At 72.9% G+C, this 20,819-nt stretch carries 22 protein-coding genes; 14 read left to right on the plus strand and 8 right to left on the minus strand.

The genetic code is table 11. The features are described from left to right. Window positions 1–64: 64 nt before the first annotated feature. From IO29_RS14180 to IO29_RS14205, 6 genes are all read left to right on the plus strand, one after another. The gene (locus tag IO29_RS14180; protein ID WP_030380163.1) at window positions 65–1,063 is read left to right on the plus strand and encodes an ABC transporter permease; all 999 of its coding nucleotides are present in this window, start codon (window positions 65–67) and stop codon (window positions 1,061–1,063) included. Beyond that, window positions 1,060–2,163, plus strand: coding sequence for an ABC transporter ATP-binding protein (locus IO29_RS14185; RefSeq protein WP_030380164.1), 1,104 nt, complete (start codon window positions 1,060–1,062; stop codon window positions 2,161–2,163). The genes IO29_RS14180 and IO29_RS14185 overlap by 4 nt, the downstream gene beginning before the upstream one ends. A gap of 14 nt (window positions 2,164–2,177) precedes the next feature. After that, window positions 2,178–3,554 (plus strand): ABC transporter ATP-binding protein, encoded by a 1,377-nt coding sequence (locus tag IO29_RS14190; RefSeq protein WP_051707633.1) that lies wholly within the window; start codon window positions 2,178–2,180, stop codon window positions 3,552–3,554. Between the two features lie 108 nt (window positions 3,555–3,662). Beyond that, window positions 3,663–5,057, plus strand: a complete 1,395-nt coding sequence (locus IO29_RS14195; protein ID WP_030380166.1) for a M1 family metallopeptidase — start codon at window positions 3,663–3,665, stop codon at window positions 5,055–5,057. Window positions 5,058–5,136: 79 nt separating this feature from the next. Continuing rightward, a complete protein-coding gene (locus IO29_RS14200; protein WP_030380167.1) occupies window positions 5,137–5,829 on the plus strand; it encodes a trimeric intracellular cation channel family protein in 693 nt (230 codons plus the stop codon). Window positions 5,830–5,854: 25 nt separating this feature from the next. Next, window positions 5,855–6,754 carry a thioesterase family protein gene (locus tag IO29_RS14205; protein WP_030380168.1) on the plus strand — a complete coding sequence of 300 codons (900 nt, stop codon included), beginning with the start codon at window positions 5,855–5,857 and terminating at the stop codon, window positions 6,752–6,754. 241 nt (window positions 6,755–6,995) lie between these two features. Here IO29_RS14205 and IO29_RS14210 read toward each other — a convergent pair whose 3' ends face one another. Further along, on the minus strand, window positions 6,996–7,670 hold the full coding sequence (locus tag IO29_RS14210; protein WP_030380169.1) for a TetR family transcriptional regulator: 675 nt from the start codon (window positions 7,668–7,670) through the stop codon (window positions 6,996–6,998). A 112-nt stretch (window positions 7,671–7,782) separates the two neighbouring features. Between IO29_RS14210 and IO29_RS38925 the strand changes: the two genes are divergently transcribed. The 3 genes from IO29_RS38925 to IO29_RS14225 all read left to right on the plus strand — a co-directional run bounded on the left by IO29_RS38925 (window position 7,783) and on the right by IO29_RS14225 (window position 9,558). Beyond that, the gene (locus IO29_RS38925) at window positions 7,783–7,950 is read left to right on the plus strand and encodes a hypothetical protein (protein ID WP_030380170.1); all 168 of its coding nucleotides are present in this window, start codon (window positions 7,783–7,785) and stop codon (window positions 7,948–7,950) included. A 41-nt stretch (window positions 7,951–7,991) separates the two neighbouring features. Beyond that, on the plus strand, window positions 7,992–8,258 hold the full coding sequence (locus IO29_RS14220; RefSeq protein ID WP_030380171.1) for a hypothetical protein: 267 nt from the start codon (window positions 7,992–7,994) through the stop codon (window positions 8,256–8,258). A gap of 130 nt (window positions 8,259–8,388) precedes the next feature. Continuing rightward, entirely contained in the window at window positions 8,389–9,558 is a 1,170-nt protein-coding gene (locus tag IO29_RS14225; protein WP_030380172.1) for a cysteine desulfurase family protein, read from the plus strand. Window positions 9,559–9,579: 21 nt separating this feature from the next. Here IO29_RS14225 and IO29_RS14230 read toward each other — a convergent pair whose 3' ends face one another. Next, on the minus strand, window positions 9,580–10,281 hold the full coding sequence (locus IO29_RS14230) for an N-acetylmuramoyl-L-alanine amidase (protein WP_030380173.1): 702 nt from the start codon (window positions 10,279–10,281) through the stop codon (window positions 9,580–9,582). A 60-nt stretch (window positions 10,282–10,341) separates the two neighbouring features. On the opposite strand from IO29_RS14230, the gene mnmA reads away from it, so the two are divergent. Further along, window positions 10,342–11,475, plus strand: coding sequence for a tRNA 2-thiouridine(34) synthase MnmA (gene mnmA, locus IO29_RS14235; protein WP_030380174.1), 1,134 nt, complete (start codon window positions 10,342–10,344; stop codon window positions 11,473–11,475). Window positions 11,476–11,548: 73 nt separating this feature from the next. Here the strand turns inward: mnmA and IO29_RS14240 are convergent, their stop codons facing one another. The 5 genes from IO29_RS14240 to IO29_RS14260 form a co-directional block, all read right to left on the minus strand. Then, a complete protein-coding gene (locus tag IO29_RS14240) occupies window positions 11,549–12,973 on the minus strand; it encodes a COG1470 family protein (protein WP_030380175.1) in 1,425 nt (474 codons plus the stop codon). 116 nt (window positions 12,974–13,089) lie between these two features. Continuing rightward, window positions 13,090–13,860: an SAM-dependent methyltransferase gene (locus IO29_RS14245; RefSeq protein WP_051707636.1), complete on the minus strand. Its 771-nt coding sequence runs from the start codon at window positions 13,858–13,860 to the stop codon at window positions 13,090–13,092. Window positions 13,861–14,082: 222 nt separating this feature from the next. Beyond that, window positions 14,083–15,018, minus strand: a complete 936-nt coding sequence (locus tag IO29_RS14250) for a ketopantoate reductase family protein (RefSeq protein ID WP_033225613.1) — start codon at window positions 15,016–15,018, stop codon at window positions 14,083–14,085. Between the two features lie 115 nt (window positions 15,019–15,133). Beyond that, window positions 15,134–15,919 carry an alpha/beta fold hydrolase gene (locus IO29_RS14255; protein WP_030380178.1) on the minus strand — a complete coding sequence of 262 codons (786 nt, stop codon included), beginning with the start codon at window positions 15,917–15,919 and terminating at the stop codon, window positions 15,134–15,136. Between the two features lie 62 nt (window positions 15,920–15,981). After that, window positions 15,982–16,320, minus strand: coding sequence for a DUF427 domain-containing protein (locus tag IO29_RS14260; RefSeq protein WP_030380179.1), 339 nt, complete (start codon window positions 16,318–16,320; stop codon window positions 15,982–15,984). Window positions 16,321–16,394: 74 nt separating this feature from the next. Here IO29_RS14260 and IO29_RS14265 point away from each other — a divergent pair, with 74 nt between their 5' ends. After that, window positions 16,395–16,934, plus strand: a complete 540-nt coding sequence (locus IO29_RS14265; protein WP_030380180.1) for an LOG family protein — start codon at window positions 16,395–16,397, stop codon at window positions 16,932–16,934. A 144-nt stretch (window positions 16,935–17,078) separates the two neighbouring features. After that, window positions 17,079–17,768 carry an SDR family oxidoreductase gene (locus IO29_RS14270; RefSeq protein WP_030380181.1) on the plus strand — a complete coding sequence of 230 codons (690 nt, stop codon included), beginning with the start codon at window positions 17,079–17,081 and terminating at the stop codon, window positions 17,766–17,768. Here IO29_RS14270 and IO29_RS14275 read toward each other — a convergent pair. Beyond that, a complete protein-coding gene (locus tag IO29_RS14275; RefSeq protein WP_234307534.1) occupies window positions 17,737–18,777 on the minus strand; it encodes a helix-turn-helix domain-containing protein in 1,041 nt (346 codons plus the stop codon). The genes IO29_RS14270 and IO29_RS14275 overlap by 32 nt on opposite strands. 142 nt (window positions 18,778–18,919) lie before the next feature. On the opposite strand from IO29_RS14275, the gene IO29_RS14280 reads away from it, so the two are divergent. Beyond that, window positions 18,920–19,645: an SDR family NAD(P)-dependent oxidoreductase gene (locus IO29_RS14280; RefSeq protein WP_030380183.1), complete on the plus strand. Its 726-nt coding sequence runs from the start codon at window positions 18,920–18,922 to the stop codon at window positions 19,643–19,645. 160 nt (window positions 19,646–19,805) lie between these two features. Next, on the plus strand, window positions 19,806–20,813 hold the full coding sequence (locus tag IO29_RS14285) for a methionine synthase (RefSeq protein ID WP_030380184.1): 1,008 nt from the start codon (window positions 19,806–19,808) through the stop codon (window positions 20,811–20,813). The last annotated feature ends 6 nt before the right edge of the window (window positions 20,814–20,819 follow it).

The raw sequence follows: 20,819 nt of genomic DNA on the forward strand, positions 1-20,819 counted from the left end.
GCGGCGTGACCGCGGGCCGCCGGAAGACCTCCGGCGGCCCGCGGTCCGCGGCGGGCCGTAAGCTGTGCTCGCTTACCTCATCAGGCGGCTGCTCGCCGCCGCAGTGATGCTGGTGGTCATCATCGTGGTGGTCTTCAGCATCTTCTTCCTCGTCCCCAAATGGGCGGGCGTCGACATCGCCACGAGCTTCGTGGGCAAGCAGGCGGACCCCGCCGCGGTCGAGGCCGTACGGGAGAAGCTCGGCCTGGCCGACCCGATCTACTCCCAGGTCTGGGAGTTCTTCAAGGGCATCTTCGTCGGCCGCACCTACTCGGGCGGTGGCGACGTCACGAACTGCGCCGCCCCCTGCTTCGGCTACTCGTTCCGCAGCGAGCAGTCCGTCTGGCCGGTGCTGACCGACCGCTTCCCGGTGACCCTGGGCCTGGCGCTCGGTGCCGCCGTGCTGTGGCTGGTCTTCGGTGTCGCGGCGGGTGTCCTCTCCGCGCTCAAGCGCGGCAGCATCTGGGACCGCGGCGCGATGGTCGTCGCGCTCAGTGGTGTCTCGCTCCCCATCTACTTCACCGGTCTGCTCTCGCTCGCCATCTTCAGCTACGGACTGGGCTGGATCGACGGGCAGTACGTGCCCCTCAAGGACGGCTTCGGCGGCTGGCTCGGCGGCATGATCCTGCCCTGGATCACCCTCGCCTTCCTCTACGCGGCGATGTACGCCCGGATCACCCGCGCCACCATGCTGGAGATCCTCGGCGAGGACTACATCCGCACCGCCCGCGCCAAGGGCCTGCGCGAGACCGTCGTCATCCGCAAGCACGCCATGCGCTCCACGATGACGCCCATCCTCACCATGCTCGGCATGGACCTCGGCGCCCTCATCGGCGGCGCGATCCTCACCGAGACCACGTTCAGCCTGCCCGGCCTCGGGCAGAAGGTGCTCGACGCGATCAAGAACCAGGACCTGCCCTTCATCCTGGGCGTCACCCTGATCACCTCGCTCGCGGTGCTCGTCGCCAACCTCGTCGTGGACATCCTGTACGCCGTCATCGACCCCCGAGTGAGGCTGGCATGACCGACATCGGCAAGAGCGGAGCGGCGGTCGGCGAGCCGCGGGCCGTCAAGGACTCGCCGGCGCCCTCCGCCTTCCTGGAAGTGCGCGACCTGAAGGTGCACTTCCCGACCGACGACGGCCTGGTCAAGTCCGTCGACGGGCTCAGCTTCCAGCTGGAGAAGGGCAAGACCCTCGGCATCGTGGGCGAGTCCGGTTCCGGCAAGTCGGTGACCTCGCTCGGCATCATGGGCCTGCACACCGCCGGCCAGTACGGCAAGCGCAAGGCCCAGATCTCCGGCGAGATCTGGCTGGACGGCACCGAGCTGCTGTCCGCCGACCCCGACCACGTGCGCAAGCTGCGCGGCCGGCAGATGTCGATGATCTTCCAGGACCCGCTGTCCGCGATGCACCCGTACTACACGATCGGGCAGCAGATCGTGGAGGCGTACCGGGTCCACCACGACGTCGACAAGAAGACCGCCAAGCGGCGCGCGGTGGAGATGCTCGACCGGGTCGGCATCCCGCAGCCCGACAAGCGCGTCGACAGCTACCCGCACGAGTTCTCCGGCGGCATGCGCCAGCGCGCGATGATCGCGATGTCGCTGGTCAACAACCCCGAGCTGCTCATCGCGGACGAGCCGACGACCGCCCTGGACGTCACCGTCCAGGCGCAGATCCTCGACCTCATCCGCGACCTCCAGACGGAGTTCGGCTCCGCGGTCATCATCATCACCCACGACCTGGGCGTCGTCGCCGAGCTCGCCGACGACCTGCTGGTGATGTACGCGGGCCGCTGCGTGGAGCGCGGACCGGCCGAGAAGGTGTTCTACGAGCCCCGCCACCCCTACACCTGGGGCCTGCTCGGCTCGATGCCGCGGCTCGACCGCGAACAGCAGGAACGCCTCATCCCGGTCAAGGGCTCCCCGCCCTCCCTGATCAACGTGCCGTCCGGCTGCGCCTTCAACCCGCGCTGCCCGTACGCGGACGTCCCCAAGGACGATCTGACCCGCACGGTCCGCCCCGAGCTGGCCGAGGTGGGCAGCCGGCACTGGGCCGCCTGCCACATGAGCACGGAGCAGCGGGAGCGCATCTGGACCGAAGAGATCGCCCCGAAGCTGTGAGCGAGGACAAAGCTGTGACCACTCCCGCCAAGAGCGAAGGCGCGACCCTCACCAAGGACGCCGCCAGTGGCGAGACGCTGCTGAAGGTGACCGGTCTGCAAAAGCACTTCCCGATCCGCAAGGGCCTGCTCCAGCGGCAGGTCGGCGCGGTCCGGGCGGTCGACGGACTCGACTTCGAGGTGCGCCGGGGCGAGACCCTGGGCGTCGTCGGCGAGTCCGGCTGCGGCAAGTCCACGATGGGCCGGCTCATCACCCGGCTGCTCGAACCGACCGCCGGAAAGGTCGAGTTCGAGGGCAAGGACATCACGCACCTCGGTGTCGGCGGCATGCGCCCGCTCCGCCGCGACGTGCAGATGATCTTCCAGGACCCGTACTCGTCGCTGAACCCGCGCCACACCATCGGCACGATCGTCGGCGCTCCCTTCAAGCTCCAGGGCGTCTCGCCCGAGGGCGGCATCAAGAAGGAAGTGCAGCGGCTGCTGTCGGTCGTGGGGCTCAGCCCCGAGCACTACAACCGCTACCCGCACGAGTTCTCCGGCGGCCAGCGGCAGCGCATCGGCATCGCCCGCGCCCTCGCGCTCAGCCCCAAGCTGGTCGTGGCGGACGAGCCGGTCTCCGCCCTCGACGTGTCGATCCAGGCCCAGGTCGTCAACCTGCTCGACGACCTCCAGCAGGAGCTGGGCCTGACGTACGTGATCATCGCGCACGACCTGTCCGTCGTCCGGCACGTCTCCGACCGCATCGCCGTGATGTACCTCGGCAAGATCGTGGAGCTGGCCGACCGCGACCTGCTCTACAAGACGCCGATGCACCCGTACACCAAGGCGCTGATGTCGGCGGTGCCGATCCCGGACCCGTCGCGCAAGTCGGCCAAGAGCGAGCGCATCCTGCTCCAGGGCGACGTGCCCTCGCCGATCGCGCCGCCGAGCGGCTGCCGGTTCCACACCCGGTGCTGGAAGGCGACGGAGATCTGCCGCACCACCGAGCCGCCGCTGCTCCAGCTGCGGCCGGGCCAGCAGGTGGCCTGTCACCACCCGGAGAACTTCGCCGACCAGGCGCCGCAGGACACCGTGCTGCTGCGGGACGCGAAGAAGGCGGCCGAGACGGTCTCCGACGAGGCGCTCGCGGAGTCCGCGGCCACGTCGGCGGCGGTGGCGGCCGAGGTGGGCGAGACGGACGGGGGACTGGTGCCGGTGTCGAAGGACGCGCCGGTCTCCGAGAAGTCGGCCCCCGGCAAGGAACTCTCACCCGCCCTGGACAACGTCCGCGCGGAGGAGGTCGCCGACACGGAGGACGCCTCCGGCACCGCGGCCGCCGACGGTGACGCGGCCGCCGACGGTGACGCCGAGGGCGAGGCCGGTGCCGAGGGTCAGGAGTCAACTCCGAAGTAACGCATGACGAGTTGGCAAAGTCATGTACATGCCTGAACGGGAGAGCGCAGAGTCGTCCCGCACGCCCGATCGAACGATCGATCGGCCCACGCGCGAAAGGGACGACCCATGGCACTCTCCCGTTCGGCACGTCTGCTGACCCTCGCCACCGCGGCGGCCTCCTTCCTCGTCGTCGCCGCCGGTTCGCACCCCGCCCCCGGCGCCCCCGGCATCGGCGACAGCTACTTCCCCCGGCTCGGCAACGGCGGCTTCGACGCCCGCCACTACGACCTGAGCGTCGCCTACGACCCGGACACCGACCGCCTCGACGGACGGACCACCCTCACGGCCCGGGCCACCCAGAACCTCTCCTCCTTCGACCTCGACCTGCAAAAGCTCGAGGTCACCCGCGTCGACGTCGACGGCAGACGCGCGACGTTCACCCGCGAAGGGGACGAGCTCCGCATCACCCCGCGCTCCCCCCTCTCCCGGGGCCGCACCTTCACCGTCTCCGTCACCTACGGCGGCATACCCGAGCCGCTGGGCGGGCCCATCGTCTTCGGCTCCTCCTACGGGTGGATGAAGACCGACGACGGCGTCTTCGTGGCCTGCGAGCCCAACGCCGCCTCCACCTGGTTCCCCTCCAGCGACCACCCCTCCGACAAGGCCACCTACGACATCCGCATCAAGGCGCCGCGCGGCCTGACCGGTGTCTCCAACGGACGGCTGGTCTCCACCCGGGACCGCGGCGACTCCACCTACACGCACTGGCGCGAGAGCCGGCCCATGGCCTCCTACCTGGCCACCGCCACCATCGGGAAGTTCGACGTCAGGACGGGCCGCACCCCCGGCGGCACCCCGATCTACGTCGCCGTCGACCCGGTGCTGAAGGACAGCAACAACGTGGACGTGTACGCCGTCACCGCCGAGGCGACGGACTACTGGTCCCAGATCTTCGGCCCGTACCCCTTCGAGGAGACCGGCGCGATCGTCGACGACATGCCCCAGGCCGGCTTCTCGCTGGAGGTGCAGTCCAAGCCCGCCTACTCCGCCGTCCGCAGCGCGTCGACCATCGTGCACGAGCTGGCCCACCAGTGGTTCGGCGACTCCGTCTCCGTGAAGCACTGGAAGGACATCTGGCTCAACGAGGGCTTCGCCACCTACGCCCAGTGGCTGTGGGCCGAGCACCAGGGCACCCGCTCGGCGCACGACTCGTTCCTCGCCGACTACGACTCCCGCCCGGCGGACAGCGCGTTCTGGCAGGTGAAGGTGGCCGACCCGCAGCGCGACACCATGTTCGCCTCCGCCGTCTACGACCGGGGCGCGATGACCCTCCAGGTGCTGCGCGAGCGCATCGGCGACCGGGCCTTCTTCCGGCTGCTGCCCGCCTGGACCCGGCTGCACCGCTACGGCAACGCGGACACGGCCGACTTCGTCCGCCTCGCGGAGAAGATCTCCGGGCAGCGGCTCGGCGACCTCTTCGACACCTGGCTCTACTCCACGGGCAGGCCCGAACTCCCCTAGACGCCCACTATGTAAGACGATTCCAGCCGTGGGCCTTGTTTTGGAAGGCCCACGGCTGGGGGCGAGTAAGAATGGAAGGGTGCTCCAGCAACTGTTCAGCCCGTCCGTCCAGCACACGCTGGACCTCGTCGGCATCTTCGTCTTCGCGATCTCCGGTGCGCTGCTGGCCGTGCGCAAGAACTTCGACGTCTTCGGCATCGCCGTGCTCGCGGAGGTCACCGCGCTCGGCGGCGGCCTCTTCCGTGACCTGATCATCGGTGCCGTGCCGCCGGCCGCCTTCACCGACAAGGGGTACTTCGTCACCCCGCTCTGCGCCGCGCTGCTCGTGTTCTTCCTCCATCCGCAGGTGGAGCGGATCCAGGGCGCGGTCAACGTCTTCGACGCGGCCGGCCTCGGTCTGTTCTGCGTCGCCGGCACGACGAAGGCGTACGCGTACGGGCTGAACCTCACCGCCTCGGCCGCGCTCGGGCTGGCCACCGCGGTGGGCGGGGGAGTGCTGCGGGACGTCCTCGCCAACGAGGTGCCCTCGCTGCTGCGCTGGGACCGCGATCTGTACGCGGTGCCGGCGATCGTCGGCGCGTGCATGGTCGCCGTCTTCCTCCACTATGACGTGCTGACCGCGTTCACCACGGCGTTCGCGGTGGCCACGGCCTTCGTCCTGCGGCTGCTCGCCCTGCGCTTCCACTGGCGGGCCCCGCGGGCGTGGAACCGGCGCTCGACGGTGCGGGAGGTGCCGGACGAGGTCGCCGAACCGGAAAAAGCTACCGCTTAGTATTTGCCTGTTGTACGGTTCTCCCATGTCAGACGCACCCACCGCACCGCCCCTCGCCCCCGCCGCCCGGGCCACGATCGGCGACAGCGAGTTCGACCGGGACACCCGGGTCACCCGACGCGACCCCGACGTCCCCGGTGTCTACGACATCGACCTCTCCGCCGGCTGGACCATCCTGAACGCGGTCAACGGCGGCTATCTCCTCGCGGTCCTCGGCCGCGCCCTCGCGGACACGCTGCCGCACGCCGACCCGTTCACCGTCTCCGCGCACTACCTCACCGCCTCCCGCCCCGGCCCCGCGGTGGTCCGCACGGACGTGGTCCGCACCGGCCGCACCCTCTCCACCGGCCAGGCCTCCCTCTTCCAGTACGACGACGAGGGCCGGGAGGTCGAGCGGATCCGCGTCCTCGCCTCCTACGGCGACCTGGACGCCCTCCCCGACGACGTCCGCACCTCCGCCGAGCCCCCCGCCATCCCGCCGCCGGACCAGTGCTTCGGCTCGGGCGACTCGCCCACCCCGGTCCTCGGCGGCTCGACGTTCACCGAGCGGGTGACGGCCCGGGTGGACCCCGCGACCCTGGGCTGGGCGCTGGGCTCCCCGTCCGGCAAGGGCGAGATGCGGGCCTGGTTCGGCCTGGCCGACGGCCGCGACGCCGACCCGCTCTCGCTGCTGCTGGCGGTCGACGCGCTGCCCCCGACCGCCTTCGAACTCGGCCTGTCCGGCTGGGTCCCCACCGTCGAACTCACCGTCCACGTCCGCGCCCGCCCGGCCCCCGGCCCGCTGCGGGTCTCGATCACCACCCGCAACCTGGCCGGCGGCTTCCTGGAGGAGGACGCGGAGGTCTGGGACACCTCCGACCGCCTGGTCGCCCAGTCCCGCCAGCTGGCCCGGGTACGGCTCCCCGAGGGCGGCGGGCGTTCCTGAGGGAGGCGTGCCCCGCAGCGAGCGAGGCACATCCCCCGCACAGCGAAAACCGCCGTCGGGTGCCCCGTCCGGCGGCCCCGGCGGAGGCGGCCTGGGCGGCGGTGCCGGTGGCCGCGGCGGCCCGGACCAGGGAGCCGGGCAGGGCGTTCCGGCGCAGGGCGCTCCGGCACAGGGCTGACGGCGGCCGGGGCGGCGGCCCGCGCAGAGGCCCGGCGCCACCGTACGACGCGGACGGCCCCCCTCAGCCGTCCAGCCAGTGGCGCCGGCCGATGCTGATGAGACGCAGCTGACGGGCGGCGAGCCGGGCCACGCGGTCCCGCTCCCGCCCGACCGCCTCGGCGCCCGGGGCCGCCCCCTCGGTCCCCGTCGCCTCCGGTACCTCGCGGGCCTCCAGGAACAGGGAGGCCGTCACCAGCATCTGGTCGACGTAGAGCTCCGCGAGCATCAGCAGGTCGTCGTCGCTCCAGCCCGCGGACTCCGGTTGCCCGGCGAGTTCGCCGCGCACCTCCTCGGCGAACCGGGCCAGTTCCCGGCGTATCGCCTCGCGCACCGGCGCCACCCCGCCGTGCCGCTCGCGGGCGACGAAGCGCACGTGCGCGGGGTGCGCCGCCACGTGCCGGGAGATCAACTCGACGGCGCGGGCGATGCGTTCCTCGCTGTCGCCGGGGACGGACACCGTCGCGCCGATCATCGGGTGCAGTGAGCCGAGCGCCTCCTCGACGAGTGCGACGCCGAGATCGGCCGTCGAGCGGAAGTGCCGGTAGAAGGCGGTCGGCGCGACCCCCACCGCCCGCGTGACCTCCCGCAGCCCCAGGCTGCTCAGGCTCTGCTCCTCCAGCAGCCCGAGCGCGGCGTCCAGGAGCGCCCGGCGGGTCTTCTGCTTCTGGGCCTGGCGGACGCCGGAAGTGTGACTCATGCCATGCAGTTAACAACTGTTCTCCGTACTTGCAAAGTCATGAGGCGCACTAGACTGGGAAGTCAGTGAACAACTGTAATCCGCAACGGTTCACCGAAGGGGGTCCCGTCCCATGCTGCTCCTCGTCGCCGCACTCCTGCTGCTGGGCACCGTGCTCGGCACCGTCGCCCACGCCCCGCTCCCCGTCACCCTCGTCGCCGCGGGCGTCATCGCGCTCTGGCTCGCGGTCTTCGCCGTCCGCGAGCGGTACGGGCGCCGGCGCCACACCTCGGCGCACTGACGTCCGCCGTCCACCCTCCGATCGTCTGGAGCCGACGCATCATGGAACTCACCGCCACACCGACCCGGCACACCGGCAAGCGGGACACCGACGGCATGGCCGTGGCGTCCTTCGTGCTCGGCCTGCTCGGCCTGCTGGTCCTCAACCTCTTCCTCGGTCCCATCGCCATCGTCCTGGCCTCGGTCGCGCTGTGGCGAGGCACCAAGCGCCCGGGCCGAGCGATCCTCGGCCTCACCCTGGGCGTGGCCGACCTGATCGTCCTGGTCGCCTTCATGCAGGCGGACAACACGGTCTCCTGGAACTTCTGACAGTGCCGTCATGGCTGCGGTGGTCCTTTCGGGGCCTGTCCGAAACCGGTACCTGACGCTCCCGGCCGGCCCCGCCACCACCCACCGCCCGCCGGAGCCGGCGCGGCGCCCCCGTAGAATTCGCCTCACCATGGCATACCTCGACCACGCCGCCACCACGCCCATGCTCCCGGAGGCCGCGGCGGCCCTGACCGCCCAGCTCGGGATCACCGGCAACGCGTCCTCCCTCCACGCATCCGGCCGCAGGGCCCGCCGCACGGTCGAGGAGTCCCGCGAATCCCTCGCCGAGGCGCTCGGCGCCCGCCCCAGCGAGGTCGTGTTCACCTCCGGCGGCACCGAGGCCGACAACCTCGCCGTCAAGGGCCTGTACTGGTCCCGCCGTGCCGCCGACCCCCGCCGTACCCGCGTCCTCGCCAGCCCCGTCGAGCACCACGCCGTCCTGGACGCCGTCCACTGGCTCGGCGAACACGAGGGCGCCACCGTCGAGTACCTCCCCGTCGACGCATACGGCAGGGTGCACCCCGAGGCGCTGCGCGAGGCCCTCGCCCGCGACCCGCAGGACGTGGCGCTGGCCACCGTCATGTGGGCCAACAACGAGATCGGCACCCTCTTCCCGGTCGCCGAACTCGCCGAGGTGGCCCGGGAGTTCGACGTCCCCCTGCATGCCGACGCCGTCCAGGCCTTCGGCCAGGTCCCGGTGGACTTCGCCGCCTCCGGCCTCGCCGCGATGACCGTCTCCGGTCACAAGATCGGCGGCCCGTACGGCATCGGCGCGCTGGTCCTCGGCCGTGACCAGGACCCCGTTCCCGTGCTGCACGGCGGCGGCCAGGAGCGGCACGTGCGCTCCGGCACGCTCGACGTGCCCGCCGTCGCCTCCTTCGCCGTCGCGGGCCGGCTCGCCGCCGAGCGGCGCGAGGAGTTCGCCCGCGAGGTCGGCGCCCTGCGCGACGCGCTCGTCGACGCCGTCCGTACCGCCGTCCCCGACGCGCTCCTCGGCGGCGACCCCGCCCCGGGGGGCCGGCTGCCCGCCAACGCGCACTTCACCTTCCCCGGCTGCGAGGGCGACTCCCTGCTGCTCCTGCTGGACGCCCAGGGCATCGAGTGCTCCACCGGCTCCGCCTGCACGGCGGGCGTCGCCCAGCCCAGCCACGTCCTCCTCGCCACCGGCACCGACCCGGACCTCGCCCGCGGCACCCTGCGCTTCTCCCTCGGCCACACCTCCACCGAGGCCGACGTGGAGGCCGTCGCCAAGGCGATCGGCCCGGCCGTGGAACGCGCCCGCACAGCGGGCCTCACATAGGACCACGCAAAGCCCGGCCGGCTAAGCCGCGGCGGCCGTCCGCGCCCTGCGCACCAGCTTCATGTACCGGTCCCAGTCCCAGTACCGCCCGGGATCGGTGTGGTCCGTGCCCGGCACCTCCACATGGCCGATGATGTGCGTGCGGTCGACGGGTATGGCGTACCGCGCGCAGATCGCGGCCGTCAGCCGCGCCGACGCCTCGTACATCGCGTCCGTGAACGAGGACGCCTTCTCCACGAAGCCCTCGTGCTCTATGCCGACGCTCCGCTCGTTGTACTTCCGGTTGCCCGCGTGGAACGCCACGTCCAACTCGCGGATCATCTGCGCGACATGGCCGTCCTTGCGTATGACGTAGTGCGCCGCCGCCTTGTGCGAGGGGTCCTGGAAGACGTTGACCGCGCTGCTGTAACTGCCCTGCGTGACATGGATGATCACACGGTCGATGGGGTAGTCGTCGGGCCGGTCCGCCCGCCGCAGATTGGCGGAGGCGGCGGCTATCCACTGGGCGCCCCGGTAGTCGACCGCGCCGCCCGCGCGCGGCCGTTCCACGCCCGGCAGCCGCCACCACAGGTGCGACAGCTCGTCCCGGGCCAGTACGACCGTGCCCAGCGCGGCCGCCGCGCCGCCGACGAGCAGCGCCCGCCGCCCGAGCCGCCGGTCGCCGTCGTCCTCCGCGGACGTCTGCGGGCGCTGGGTCTTCTCCTCCGTCTGTTCTGCCCCCATGTACTGGAGAACGGATATCCGGGGGTTCCGGTTCCCTCCGCCCCGTACCCTGGAGGGGCTATGACTGACGACATCCCGCAGCGCACCCGTCCCCTTCGCGTCCTCGCCGCCATGTCCGGCGGGGTCGATTCCGCCGTCGCCGCCGCCCGCGCCGCGGAAGCGGGCCACGACGTCACCGGCGTCCACCTCGCGCTCTCCGCGAACCCCCAGTCGTTCCGTACGGGCGCCCGGGGCTGTTGCACCATCGAGGACTCGCGGGACGCCCGCCGCGCCGCGGACGTCATCGGCATCCCGTTCTACGTCTGGGACCTCGCCGAGCGGTTCCGCGAGGACGTGGTGGAGGACTTCGTCGCCGAGTACGAGGCCGGCCGCACCCCCAACCCCTGTCTGCGCTGCAACGAGAAGATCAAGTTCGCCGCGCTGCTCGACAAGGCGCTCGCGCTCGGCTTCGACGCGGTCTGCACCGGCCACTACGCCCAGGTGATCCGCCGCGAGGACGGCACCCGTGAACTGCACCGCGCCTCCGACATGGCCAAGGACCAGTCGTACGTCCTCGGCGTGCTGGACGACAGGCAGCTCGCCCACGCCATGTTCCCGCTCGGCGACACGGTGACCACGAAGGACGAGATCCGCGCGGAGGCCGAGCGCCGGGGCCTGGCCGTCGCCAGGAAGCCCGACTCGCACGACATCTGCTTCATCGCCGACGGCGACACCCAGGGCTTCCTGGCGAACCGCCTGGGCCGGGCGGAGGGCGACATCGTCGACGAGTCCGGCGCCAAGGTGGGCAGCCACGAGGGCGCGTACGGCTTCACCATCGGCCAGCGCAAGGGCCTGCGCCTGGGCACCCCGGCCGCCGACGGCAAGCCGCGCTACGTCCTGGACATCTCCCCGGTGACGAACACGGTCACGGTCGGCCCGGCCGCCGCCCTGGACGTCGACGCGCTCACCGCCGTCAAGCCCCGCTGGTGCGGCACGGCCCCCTCGGGCCCCGGCACCTACACGGCCCAGCTCCGCGCCCACGGCGGCGAGACGGAGGTGACGGCCGCACTGGTGGACGGCTCCCTGGAGGTCACCTTCGCCGCTCCCGTCCGCGGCGTCGCCCCCGGCCAGGCCATCGTCCTGTACGACGGCACGCGGGTCGTCGGCTCCGCCACGATCGCCTCGACGCGGCGGGCGACGGCGGCGGTGGGCTGAGCCGGGCCCACGCTCCCGGGAGCACGGGACGCGGCCGCCCGCACACGGTGCGCGGGCGGCCGTACGGCGGGGGTCACACGGTGATGGTGAACGCCTGGATCCACTCATTGTTGTCGTGGGTTCCGGCGTAGGTGAATGCCAGGCCGGCGTTGGGCTGGTCGCACTCCATGCCGAGCCAGTCGCCGTCGTGGATATAGGTGGTGTGGCAGACGTTGCCCTTGCCGCCGTCGACGCTGATGGAGAAGCCCAGCATGTGCGGGGCGTTCTTCTTGGTGCTGCCGACGTAGTTGTCGATGCCGTCGGCGGCGGTCGCGAACGGATCGAAGTACTTCCCCTCGCCGTTGGTCGAGCCGGGGTCGTAGACATAGGCGCGGTTGGTGACGCCCTTGGTGCCGGCGACGGCGATGTTGACGCCCGTGATCGTCCCCTCGCCCGGGGTGCCGGCCGTCTGGCCGTCGCACACCGCGTCCGTCCAGCCGTCGCCCGTCACGAACGCCCGGTAGCAGACGTGCCGTCCGCTCGGGTCCTGCGCGGCGAGCTGCTTGACGGCGGTCGCCGCGGTCGTCTCGGGGGCCTTGGTCTTCTTGTCCGCGGAGCCGCCGTCCCCGCCGCCACCGCCCCCGTCCGCCCCGCCGCCCGAGGCCTGGGCGGGAGCGGTGTCCTGCGCGGCGGGACTCTCGGGCGCCTTGAGGGAGGGCGGGGCGGAGGGCGGCAGCGTGCCGACGCCGGCCGCCGCGACCTTCTCGGTGGCCGCGGTGCGGACCTGCGGCTTGTAGGAGATCCACAGCATGACGAAGGCGATCGCCAGGGCCATGAAGATACCGAGGAAGGTGGCCAGCCAGCGCGGCAGGAACCCCCGCTGGACGTAGGTGCCCTCCGTCTTCAGCGGCGTCACACCGGACCGCTGCACGCTCAGCGCGTACGGCCGGGACTCCTTCGCGCCGAACCAGATGATCTGCCGCGGCTTCAGCACCGTCTTCACGAACGCCGCACGGCCCGGCTCGATCTGCACATTGCTCGGACGGATCTCGTACGACAGCTGGTCGCCGTTGTCGCTGCCGCTCAACGAGGCCGTCAGCTTGGTGTTGCCCAGGTTGTCCACGGCCAGCTTCGGACGCCCCCGGAAGCGGCCCTTCACCGTCGGCGGCACCAGTTCCGCCCGTACCTCCGTGAACGGAGTGACCGTGACGTTCCCCTCCGGGACGGTCGTCGCCTCCGGGTGCTCCGTCGGCGTGATCCGCACCCCGTACGGATGGGGGCCCGCCGTCGCGTCCGGTGTGCGCGGCGGAGCGAACGTCAGCTCCACCGACCCCGTCGTCCCCGGATACAGCCGGAGCGTCTGCGGTTCCACCACGGTCCAGGGCGCGAGGGAACCGACCGCCTCGAAGCGGTACTCGTCCACCACGTCACCGGTGTTGCGCAGCCGCAGCCGTACCGTCGTACTGCCACCCGGGTCCACGGTCGCGGAGGCGGGTTCCAGGGAAGTCCAAAGGCTCACTCCCGGACGTTAAACGCGACGCCGGTGCCTGGTCAGGAAGCCCAGGGGCACGGAAGGTGCCCGAAGAGGCGGGAGTCGTTGCCCCGCCTCCCGTTCCGTCCCGCGGGACCGTGCGGTCAGGGCTTGCGGCCGACGCCGCACCACATCGGGAGCGGGTCCGTGTCCGTGACCGTCTCGGCGTCCGGGCGCCACTGGGGCAGTCCGACGACCCCGGGCTCCAGGAGCTCGGTGCCCCGGAAGAAACGGGTGACGCGCTCGTGGGTGCGCGGAGTGGCGCCCGCGTGTTCGCCCGCGCGCTCGTTGTAGACCCGCATCGACTTCGCGACCTCCTCGGAGGCGATGTCCGAGGCCGGGTGGGAGACGACGAGGTGGCTGCCGGCGGGCAGGGCGTCCAGGAGGGCCGCGGTCAGCGCGAACGGGTCGTCGGCGTCCGGGATGTACTGCAACACGGCGACGAGCATGAGGCCGACCGGCTGCGAGAAGTCCAGCGTCCCGGCGGCCCGTTCCAGGATGTGGTCCACCTCGCGCAGATCGGCCTGGACGTAGTCCGTCGCCCCGTCGCGGGTGCTGACCAGCAGCGCCTCGGCGTGGGCCAGGACGACCGGGTCGTTGTCCACGTAGACGACCCGGGCGCCGGGGTCGGCCCGCTGCGCCACCTCGTGCGTGTTGTCGGCCGCGGGTATGCCGGTGCCGATGTCGAGGAACTGCCGGATCCCCGCCGTGGCCGACAGCTCGCGCACGGCACGGCCGAGGAAGGCCCGGTTGGCGCGGACCGCCTGGATGATGCGCGGGTTGGCCGCGGCGGCCAGCTCGGCCGCCTCCTGGTCGACGCGGTAGTTGTCCTTGCCCCCCAGCCACGCGTTGTAGACCCGGGCGGGGTGCGCCATGGCGGAGTTGATCGGCACCGTGCCGCGTGCCGGCCGTTCGTTCACAGCGCTGGACCCCCTTGTCACCGGCGGACGTGTCGCCGTCGCACTTGTGTGCCGTCGCACTCGTCTGCCGTCGAACGTGTCATCGGTGAACCGTGCGGCACACCCTAACCCACGGAAATGGGCAACATACCGGCAGACACGGTCAGTTGACGACGCCCTCCGGGCCCCGGCCGCCGGTCACCGGGCCCCCACCTCGGACACCAGGCGCGCGGCCGTCGGCACCGCGATCCCGTGCCGCCCGGCGGCGCGGAGCACGGCCCCGCCGATCGCGTCCAGCTCCAGCGCGCGGCCCGCCTCCGCGTCCCGCTGCATCGACGACTTCATGTCCGCCGGGCACGCGTCGAACATCGCCACGCTGCGGGCCGCGTCGAGCGGCGCCCCCTCCGCACGGCCGACGGCGGTGGTCTCGTCGATCAGGGCGAGCAGCTCCTCCCGGTGCTCCGTGCGCACCGGGCCCGCGCCCGTGCCGTACCGCGTGGTGAGCAGGGCGAACGGGGCGAGGAAGGCCAGCTTCGCCCAGAGGATCGCGGTCTCCGACTCCGCGACGCGGGCCCGGAGCCCGGCGGCCTCCAGGACGGCGGCCACCTCGGTGAGCGGGCGCGCGGTGCGGCCCGCGAGATCGATGTCGGCGAACGGGCTGCCGTGCTCGATCACACCGGGCGCGACCCGGGTCGACTCCACGCGGATGACCCCGGCCGCGACCCGCTCCGCGCCGTAGCGCCGGCGCAGCGCCTCCGGGTGCTCGACGCCGTTGAGGAGCGGCAGGACCAGCGCGTCCGGGCCCAGTACGGCCGGCGGGACCCGGTCCAGGGCCGCCTCCAGGCTGGTGTGCTTGACGGCCACCACGCACAGGTCGATTGGTTCGCGCAGCCCGGTGCCGGCCTCCACCTCGGCGGTGAAGTCCCCGAACCGCCCGCTGCGCACCCGGATCCCGTCCTCGCGCAGCGTCTTCGCGGTCGTCTCGCCGGCCAGACAGATCACCCGGTGCCCGGCCCGGGACAGCAGCGCGGCGAGCAGTCCGCCGACGCCGCCGGGGCCGAGGACGGCCACGGTCCACGGGCGGTGGACGTCGGCGGCGGTTTCCGTGCGGTCCGGTGCGGTGCTGCTGGGCATGCGGCGGTGTCCCTCCGGTCGGGGGCCCGGCCCCGGTGGCCGGAAACGCTTCCCCGCTGGACCGCAACACGGCCCGCCCGCCCCGCATTTCCGCCACCGGCCGGAGCGCTCCGACTCAGGCCCCGAGGAACTCCGCCAGCACGGGGGCGAGGGCCTCCGGGTCGACCATGTGGTTCTGCCCCTCGAGGCAGCGGTACGCGCCGTCGGGGACCGCGTCCGCCACCGCCCGCGCCGCCTCGCGCAGCCAGGCCGGGCTCGCCCCGCCGGCCACGGCGAGCACCGGCACCCCGATCCGCGCCAGCCGGTCGCGGGGGACGCGGCCGCCGTCGCCCATCACGGCGTCGTCGTACGCGAGCGTCGGCGCGACCGCCTCCATGCCGGGCCACATGGGGGAGGTGCGGGCGTTCGCGATCATCTCGGGGGCGAGGCCGGTGAGCGCCAGGAACAGCTCCACCGCGTCCCCGCGCCTGCCCTGCTCCAGCGCCTCGGTGAGCCGTGCGGTGTACCGGGCGCGCTCGTCCGCCCCGTCGTCCGACAGTGCGAACGGCGGCTCGTACACGGCGACCCGCGTCACGCCCGGCAGCCCGCTCGCCGCCGCCTGAAGGGCGAGCGCGCCGCCCGACGAGATGCCGTACAGGGCGGCGCTGCCGCCCACCGCGCCGATCAGCGCCCCGAGGTCCTCCACCTCGCGGGCGACCGCGTACGGCGCGGTGTCCCCGCTGCCGCCGCGGCCCCGGCGGTCGTAGGCGACCACCTCGAAACGGTCCGCCAGCCGCGCGGCCAGCGGCGCCGTCGTCGCGCCCGTCGACATCGCCCCGCTCACCAGGACGACTGCCGGGCCCCGACCGGTGCGCGTGTACGCGAGACAGGTGCCGTCGCTGGAGGTGACCTTCTTGTCCATGGCTGCCATGTCTCAGGAGACTGCCACGGGTGCGGCGTTCCGGCCCGCGACACGGCGGGAACTCAGGAGCCCGCCGTACCGGCGACCTCCACCTCGTAGAAGCACAGGTGGTCCTTGATCGCGGCCACGTCCGGCTTGGGCTCCGGGTACGCCCAGACCAGGTCGGCGGCGTCCGGCAGCGACCAGTAGGAGGCCGTCCCCTTGAACGGGCAGACCGTGTGCGTCTCCGACGGCGTCAGCAGGTCGAGCCGTACGTCCTCGGGGGGCAGGTAGTAGCGCGGGGGACAGCCGGTCTCGCGCAGCACGAGGGGGCGGTCGCTCTCGGCGAGCACCTGGCCGCCGTGGACCACGCGCACGCGCTCGGCACTCTGTTCGACGGTGATGATGTGTCCTTGGCTCATGCCGGTTCAGCACGGCCGCGTGCCCCGTTCTTCCCGCCCGGGGGCGGGCTTTTTTCCCGCGTACCGTGGTCGCCATGCGAATCTGCGTCTTCCTCTCCGCCGCCGACCTCGACGACCGCTACACCCGCCCCGCCCGCGAGTTCGCCGAACTGCTCGGCAAGGGCGGCCACACCCTGGTCTGGGGCGGCTCCGACGCCGGCCTGATGAAGGTGGTCGCCGACGGCGTCCAGGAGGCGGGCGGACGGCTGTGCGGGGTCTCCGTCGACTTCCTCTCGCACAAGGTGCGCCCCGGCGTCGACGACATGGTCGTCGCCCGGGACCTCGCCGAACGCAAGCGGCTGCTGCTGGAGAAGGGCGACGCCGTCGTCATCATGGTGGGCGGCACGGGAACGCTCGACGAGGCGACCGAGATCCTGGAACTGAAGAAGCACGGCCACACCGACAAGCCGGTGGTCCTGCTCAACACGGCCGGCTTCTACGACGGCCTGAAGCAGCAGTTCCACCGCATGGACGCGGAGGGCTTCCTCCCCGTCCCCCTGGCCGACCTGGTCTTCTTCGCGGAGGAGCCGGTGGGGGCGCTGGCGTATCTGGAGGAGACGCAGGGCATCGAGTGAGGGCGGTCGGGGGACAACGGGCGGGGCTGCGCCGAGTGCGGCGCCGCCGCGTGGGCGCGATCTCTCGGCGGGGGCCCGGGGCGCGGCCCCGGGGACGGGAAGGGCAGGGGCGGCGGGGGCGAGGAGAAATGCGAGCATGACGGCATGGCTACACATGTGATCACCGGCGCCGGCTCCGGCATCGGCGCCGCCGTCGCCCGGCGGCTGCACGCCCGCGGCGACGACCTCGTCCTGCACGCCCGCGACGCCGCCCGGGCGAAGGAACTCGCCGCCGAGTTCCCCGGCGCCCACACCCTCGTCGGCGACCTCGCCGACCCCGCCCGGCTGTCCTGGGCCTTCTCCCACCAGTCGCTCCCCGACCGCGTCGACTCCCTCCTCCACATCGCCGGCGTCATCGAACTCGGCACGGTCGGCGAGCTCACCCCCAAGGCCTGGCGCCACCAGCTGGACGTCAACCTGCTGGCCCCCGCCGAGCTGACCCGCCACTTCCTGCCGCAGTTGCGCACCGCCCGCGGCCACGTCGTGTTCGTCAACTCCGGCTCCGGCCTGAACGCGCACGCCGGCTGGTCCGGGTACGCCGCCTCCAAGCACGCCCTGAAGGCCCTCGCGGACGCGCTCCGCGAGGAGGAGCACGCGGCCGGCGTCCGCGTCACCTCCGTCTACCCGGGCCGCACCGCCAGCCCCATGCAGGCCAAGGTGCACCAGCAGGAGGGCAGAAGTTACGACCCGGAGCGCTGGATCGACCCCGAGTCGGTCGCCACCACCGTCCTGATGGCACTCGACCTGCCCCGCGACGCCGAGGTCAACGACCTGACGGTACGTCCGGGACGGTGACCCCGCCGAGCTCGTCGGGCTCGTCGGGCCCGCCGGCCCCTTCCGCCCCGTCGGCCTCCTCGGCCGCGGCGGACGCCGCGTAGTCCGTGGGCGTCCGCCCGTACCGGCCGCGGAAGACGCGGGCGAAGTGGCCGCTGTCGGCGAACTGCCAGCGGGCGGCGATGTCCGCGACGGTCATCCGCCGGTGCGGGACGGTGAGGAGCGCGCGGCGCGCCTCCTCCAGCCGGCGGTCCCTGATGTAGTCGCTCAGTGACCGTCCCTCGCCCGCGAAGGCCCGTTGCAGGGTGCGCACGGAGACGTTCAGTTCCCGGGCGACGGCCGTGGGGGACAGGCCGGGGTCGGTGAGCCGCCCGTCGGCCAGCTCCCGCGCGGCCTGCGCCAGCGCCGGCGACAGCCGGGGCTCCACGTCGTCGACGCCGCCCAGGACCACGGCCCGGGCCAGCTCGGCCAGGGTGTCGCGGGCGGCGTCGAGCCCGGCGGGGCCGAGGCGGTCCAGCATCCGGCCCACCGCGGCGGCGTGCGCGGTCAGCAGCCGTACCTCGGCGGTGCCGCCCGGACCGGAGGACGTCCGGCCCCGCCCGTGCCGGATCTCCGCGGCGGGCAGCACGAGCATCCGGACGGCGGTGCGCGGCGCCGCCGCGAAGTGGGACAGCCGCCCCGTCTGCACCAGCACGCGGCCGGCCGGCGCCGTGCGCTCCGTCCCTCCCGGCTCCCCGAGCCACCAGGTGCCCCGGTGCACGATCCACAGCCGTACGTGGTCGTCGGAGCCCACTCCCGAACCCACCGTCCGCAGGGCGGCCGCGTTCTCGAAGTGGTTGAACATCGCGTTCCGCAGCCGGAACCCCCGGGACCGCGCCCCGAAACCGGCGACGGTCGCCCGGCTGAAGGGCGCCAGCGGGAACGTCTCGCCCATCCGGGACCGCCACGCGCGGGCGAAGTCGCCGAAGGCGTGGGCGCCGCTCAGGTCCACCGAGAACGTGCCGTTCATCGTCTCCTCGTTGTCGCGCATCTCCGGTGTCGCGCATCTCCGGTTCGGGCTGTCGTGCGGGTCCGAGCCTCCGGGGCCGGGGTGTTCCTATGGTGTGGAGGTGCCGGCGGCAAGGTGTGCCGGCCGCATGCCCATGAGAGTAATGAGTCAACGAGGTGGCGAGTTGAGCACGATCGTGATCGTCGGCGCGGGCCCGCAGCTGGGCCGGGCGATCGGCCGGCGGTTCGGCGCCGAGGGGTTCGACGTGGCGCTGATCGCCCGCAACCGCACGACCCTGGAGGAAGTGGCCGGCGACCTGGCCGGCGCGGGCGTCCGGGCCGAGGTGTTCCCCGCCGACATCACCGACCGTCCCGCCCTGCTCGCGGCGCTGACCGCCGCCGAGGAGCGGCTGGGGCCGATCGACGTCCTCGAGTACTCGCCCGCGCCGAGCCCGGCCGACCTGCGCCGGGCGCCGCTCGTCGGAGCCACAGAGGTCACCGTCGACTCGGTCCTGGCCCAGCTCGACCTCTATCTGCTCGGCGGCGTCGCCGCGGTGCGGCACGTGCTGCCCGGAATGATGGCGCGCGGCACGGGGACGGTCCTGGTCACCAGCGGCGCCGGCTCCGGGCCGATCGTCGCCCCGCACGTGGCGAACGTGCAGATCGCCACCGGCGGGATGCGCAACTGGATCCTCAATCTGCACGCCGCGCTCGCCGGCACCGGGGTCTACGCCGCCCACGTGGCGATCGCCGCCTTCATCGGCCAGGGCGGCCACGACTCCCAGCCGGAGACCATCGCCGACGCCTTCTGGCGCCTGCACACGGAGCGGGCCGAGGCCGAACTGCTCGTGCAGGACCTGCCGGACGACTATCTGGAGCGGGGCCTGGCGGACAAGTTCCTGGAGTCCTGAACCCGGCCCGCCACCGACGGACGACGGCCGCCACCGTCGTCCGTCACCCACGGACGACGGTCGGCCACCGGCGTCCGCCACCGCCGTCCGCCACCGACGGACGACGGTCCGCCGCCCGGGTGGACGACGGGGCTCGCGCCGCAGGCTCTAGGCTTCCGGCGTGAGTGAAAACAGCCAGTTCAGGTTCGGGCCCGCCACCGGTGTCGGCTCCCTGCCGGGCGGGGACGCGCGGGAGGCCGCGAAGACCGCCACCGGGTCCTTCGAGGACTTCCCCTTCCTCCCCGAACTGCCGGCCCGCGGCCCCGGCGCGGACATGATCGGCCGCACCGCCGGGATGCTCGTCGAGCTCTACGCGCGCGTGGAGCCCAGCGGCTGGCGGATCGGGGACCGCCCCGGGCGGGACACCCGACGGGCCCGCTCCTGGCTGCGCGAGGACCTCGATGCCCTGGAGGAGTTCACCCAGGGCCACGAGGGCCCCCTGAAGGTGCAGGCCGTGGGCCCCTGGACGCTCGCCGCCGCCCTGGAGCTGCGCAACGGCGAGGCCGCCCTCTCCGACGCCGGCGCCTGCCGCGACCTGGCCGGCTCGCTCGCCGAGGGACTGCGGGCGCATCTCGCGGAGGTGCGCCGCCGGGTGCCGGGCGCGCGGCTCGTGCTCCAGCTCGACGAGCCGTCCCTCACCGCCGTCCTGCGCGGCCAGGTCCGCACCGCCAGCGGCTACCGCACCCACCGCGCCCCCGACCGGCAGGTCGTCGAGGCCACCCTGCGCGAGGTCCTCGGCGTCCACGACGCCGGTCCCGTCGTCGTGCACTCCTGCGCCCCCGACGTGCCCTTCGCGCTGCTGCGCCGGGCCGGTGCGACGGCCGTCTCCTTCGACTTCTCCCTGCTCACCGAGCGTGACGACGACGTGCTCGGGGAAGCCGTGGAGGCGGGGACCCGGCTCTTCGCCGGTGTCGTGCCCGGCACGGACGCCCCGTTGTCAGACCCTGCCGGTAGCGTCATGGGTGTCAGGACGCTGTGGCGCAGGCTGGGGCTGTCTCCGGGGCTTCTCGCGGAGACGGTCACGGTCACTCCGGCGTGCGGACTCGCGGGCGCGTCCCCCGAGTACGCGCGCCGGGCGCTGGCCCACTGCGCCCGGGCGGCGAGGTCCCTCGCGGACGACCCAGAGTAACGGGAG

This window comes from Streptomyces sp. NRRL F-6676, from assembly GCF_000725625.1.
Taxonomy (GTDB): Bacteria; Actinomycetota; Actinomycetes; order Streptomycetales; family Streptomycetaceae; genus Streptomyces.

Coding starts and splice junctions, on each gene's coding strand:
- IO29_RS14185 (WP_030380164.1), top strand. CDS start 1,060: ATGACCGACATCGGCAAGAGCGGAGCGGCGGTCGGCGAGCCGCGGGCC.
- IO29_RS14195 (WP_030380166.1), top strand. CDS start 3,663: ATGGCACTCTCCCGTTCGGCACGTCTGCTGACCCTCGCCACCGCGGCG.
- IO29_RS14205 (WP_030380168.1), top strand. CDS start 5,855: ATGTCAGACGCACCCACCGCACCGCCCCTCGCCCCCGCCGCCCGGGCC.
- IO29_RS14210 (WP_030380169.1), bottom strand. CDS start 7,670: ATGAGTCACACTTCCGGCGTCCGCCAGGCCCAGAAGCAGAAGACCCGC.
- IO29_RS38925 (WP_030380170.1), top strand. CDS start 7,783: ATGCTGCTCCTCGTCGCCGCACTCCTGCTGCTGGGCACCGTGCTCGGC.
- IO29_RS14220 (WP_030380171.1), top strand. CDS start 7,992: ATGGAACTCACCGCCACACCGACCCGGCACACCGGCAAGCGGGACACC.
- IO29_RS14225 (WP_030380172.1), top strand. CDS start 8,389: ATGGCATACCTCGACCACGCCGCCACCACGCCCATGCTCCCGGAGGCC.
- IO29_RS14230 (WP_030380173.1), bottom strand. CDS start 10,281: ATGGGGGCAGAACAGACGGAGGAGAAGACCCAGCGCCCGCAGACGTCC.
- mnmA (WP_030380174.1), top strand. CDS start 10,342: ATGACTGACGACATCCCGCAGCGCACCCGTCCCCTTCGCGTCCTCGCC.
- IO29_RS14245 (WP_051707636.1), bottom strand. CDS start 13,860: ATGGCGCACCCCGCCCGGGTCTACAACGCGTGGCTGGGGGGCAAGGAC.
- IO29_RS14250 (WP_033225613.1), bottom strand. CDS start 15,018: ATGCCCAGCAGCACCGCACCGGACCGCACGGAAACCGCCGCCGACGTC.
- IO29_RS14255 (WP_030380178.1), bottom strand. CDS start 15,919: ATGGACAAGAAGGTCACCTCCAGCGACGGCACCTGTCTCGCGTACACG.
- IO29_RS14260 (WP_030380179.1), bottom strand. CDS start 16,320: ATGAGCCAAGGACACATCATCACCGTCGAACAGAGTGCCGAGCGCGTG.
- IO29_RS14265 (WP_030380180.1), top strand. CDS start 16,395: ATGCGAATCTGCGTCTTCCTCTCCGCCGCCGACCTCGACGACCGCTAC.
- IO29_RS14270 (WP_030380181.1), top strand. CDS start 17,079: ATGGCTACACATGTGATCACCGGCGCCGGCTCCGGCATCGGCGCCGCC.
- IO29_RS14275 (WP_234307534.1), bottom strand. CDS start 18,777: ATGCGCGACAACGAGGAGACGATGAACGGCACGTTCTCGGTGGACCTG.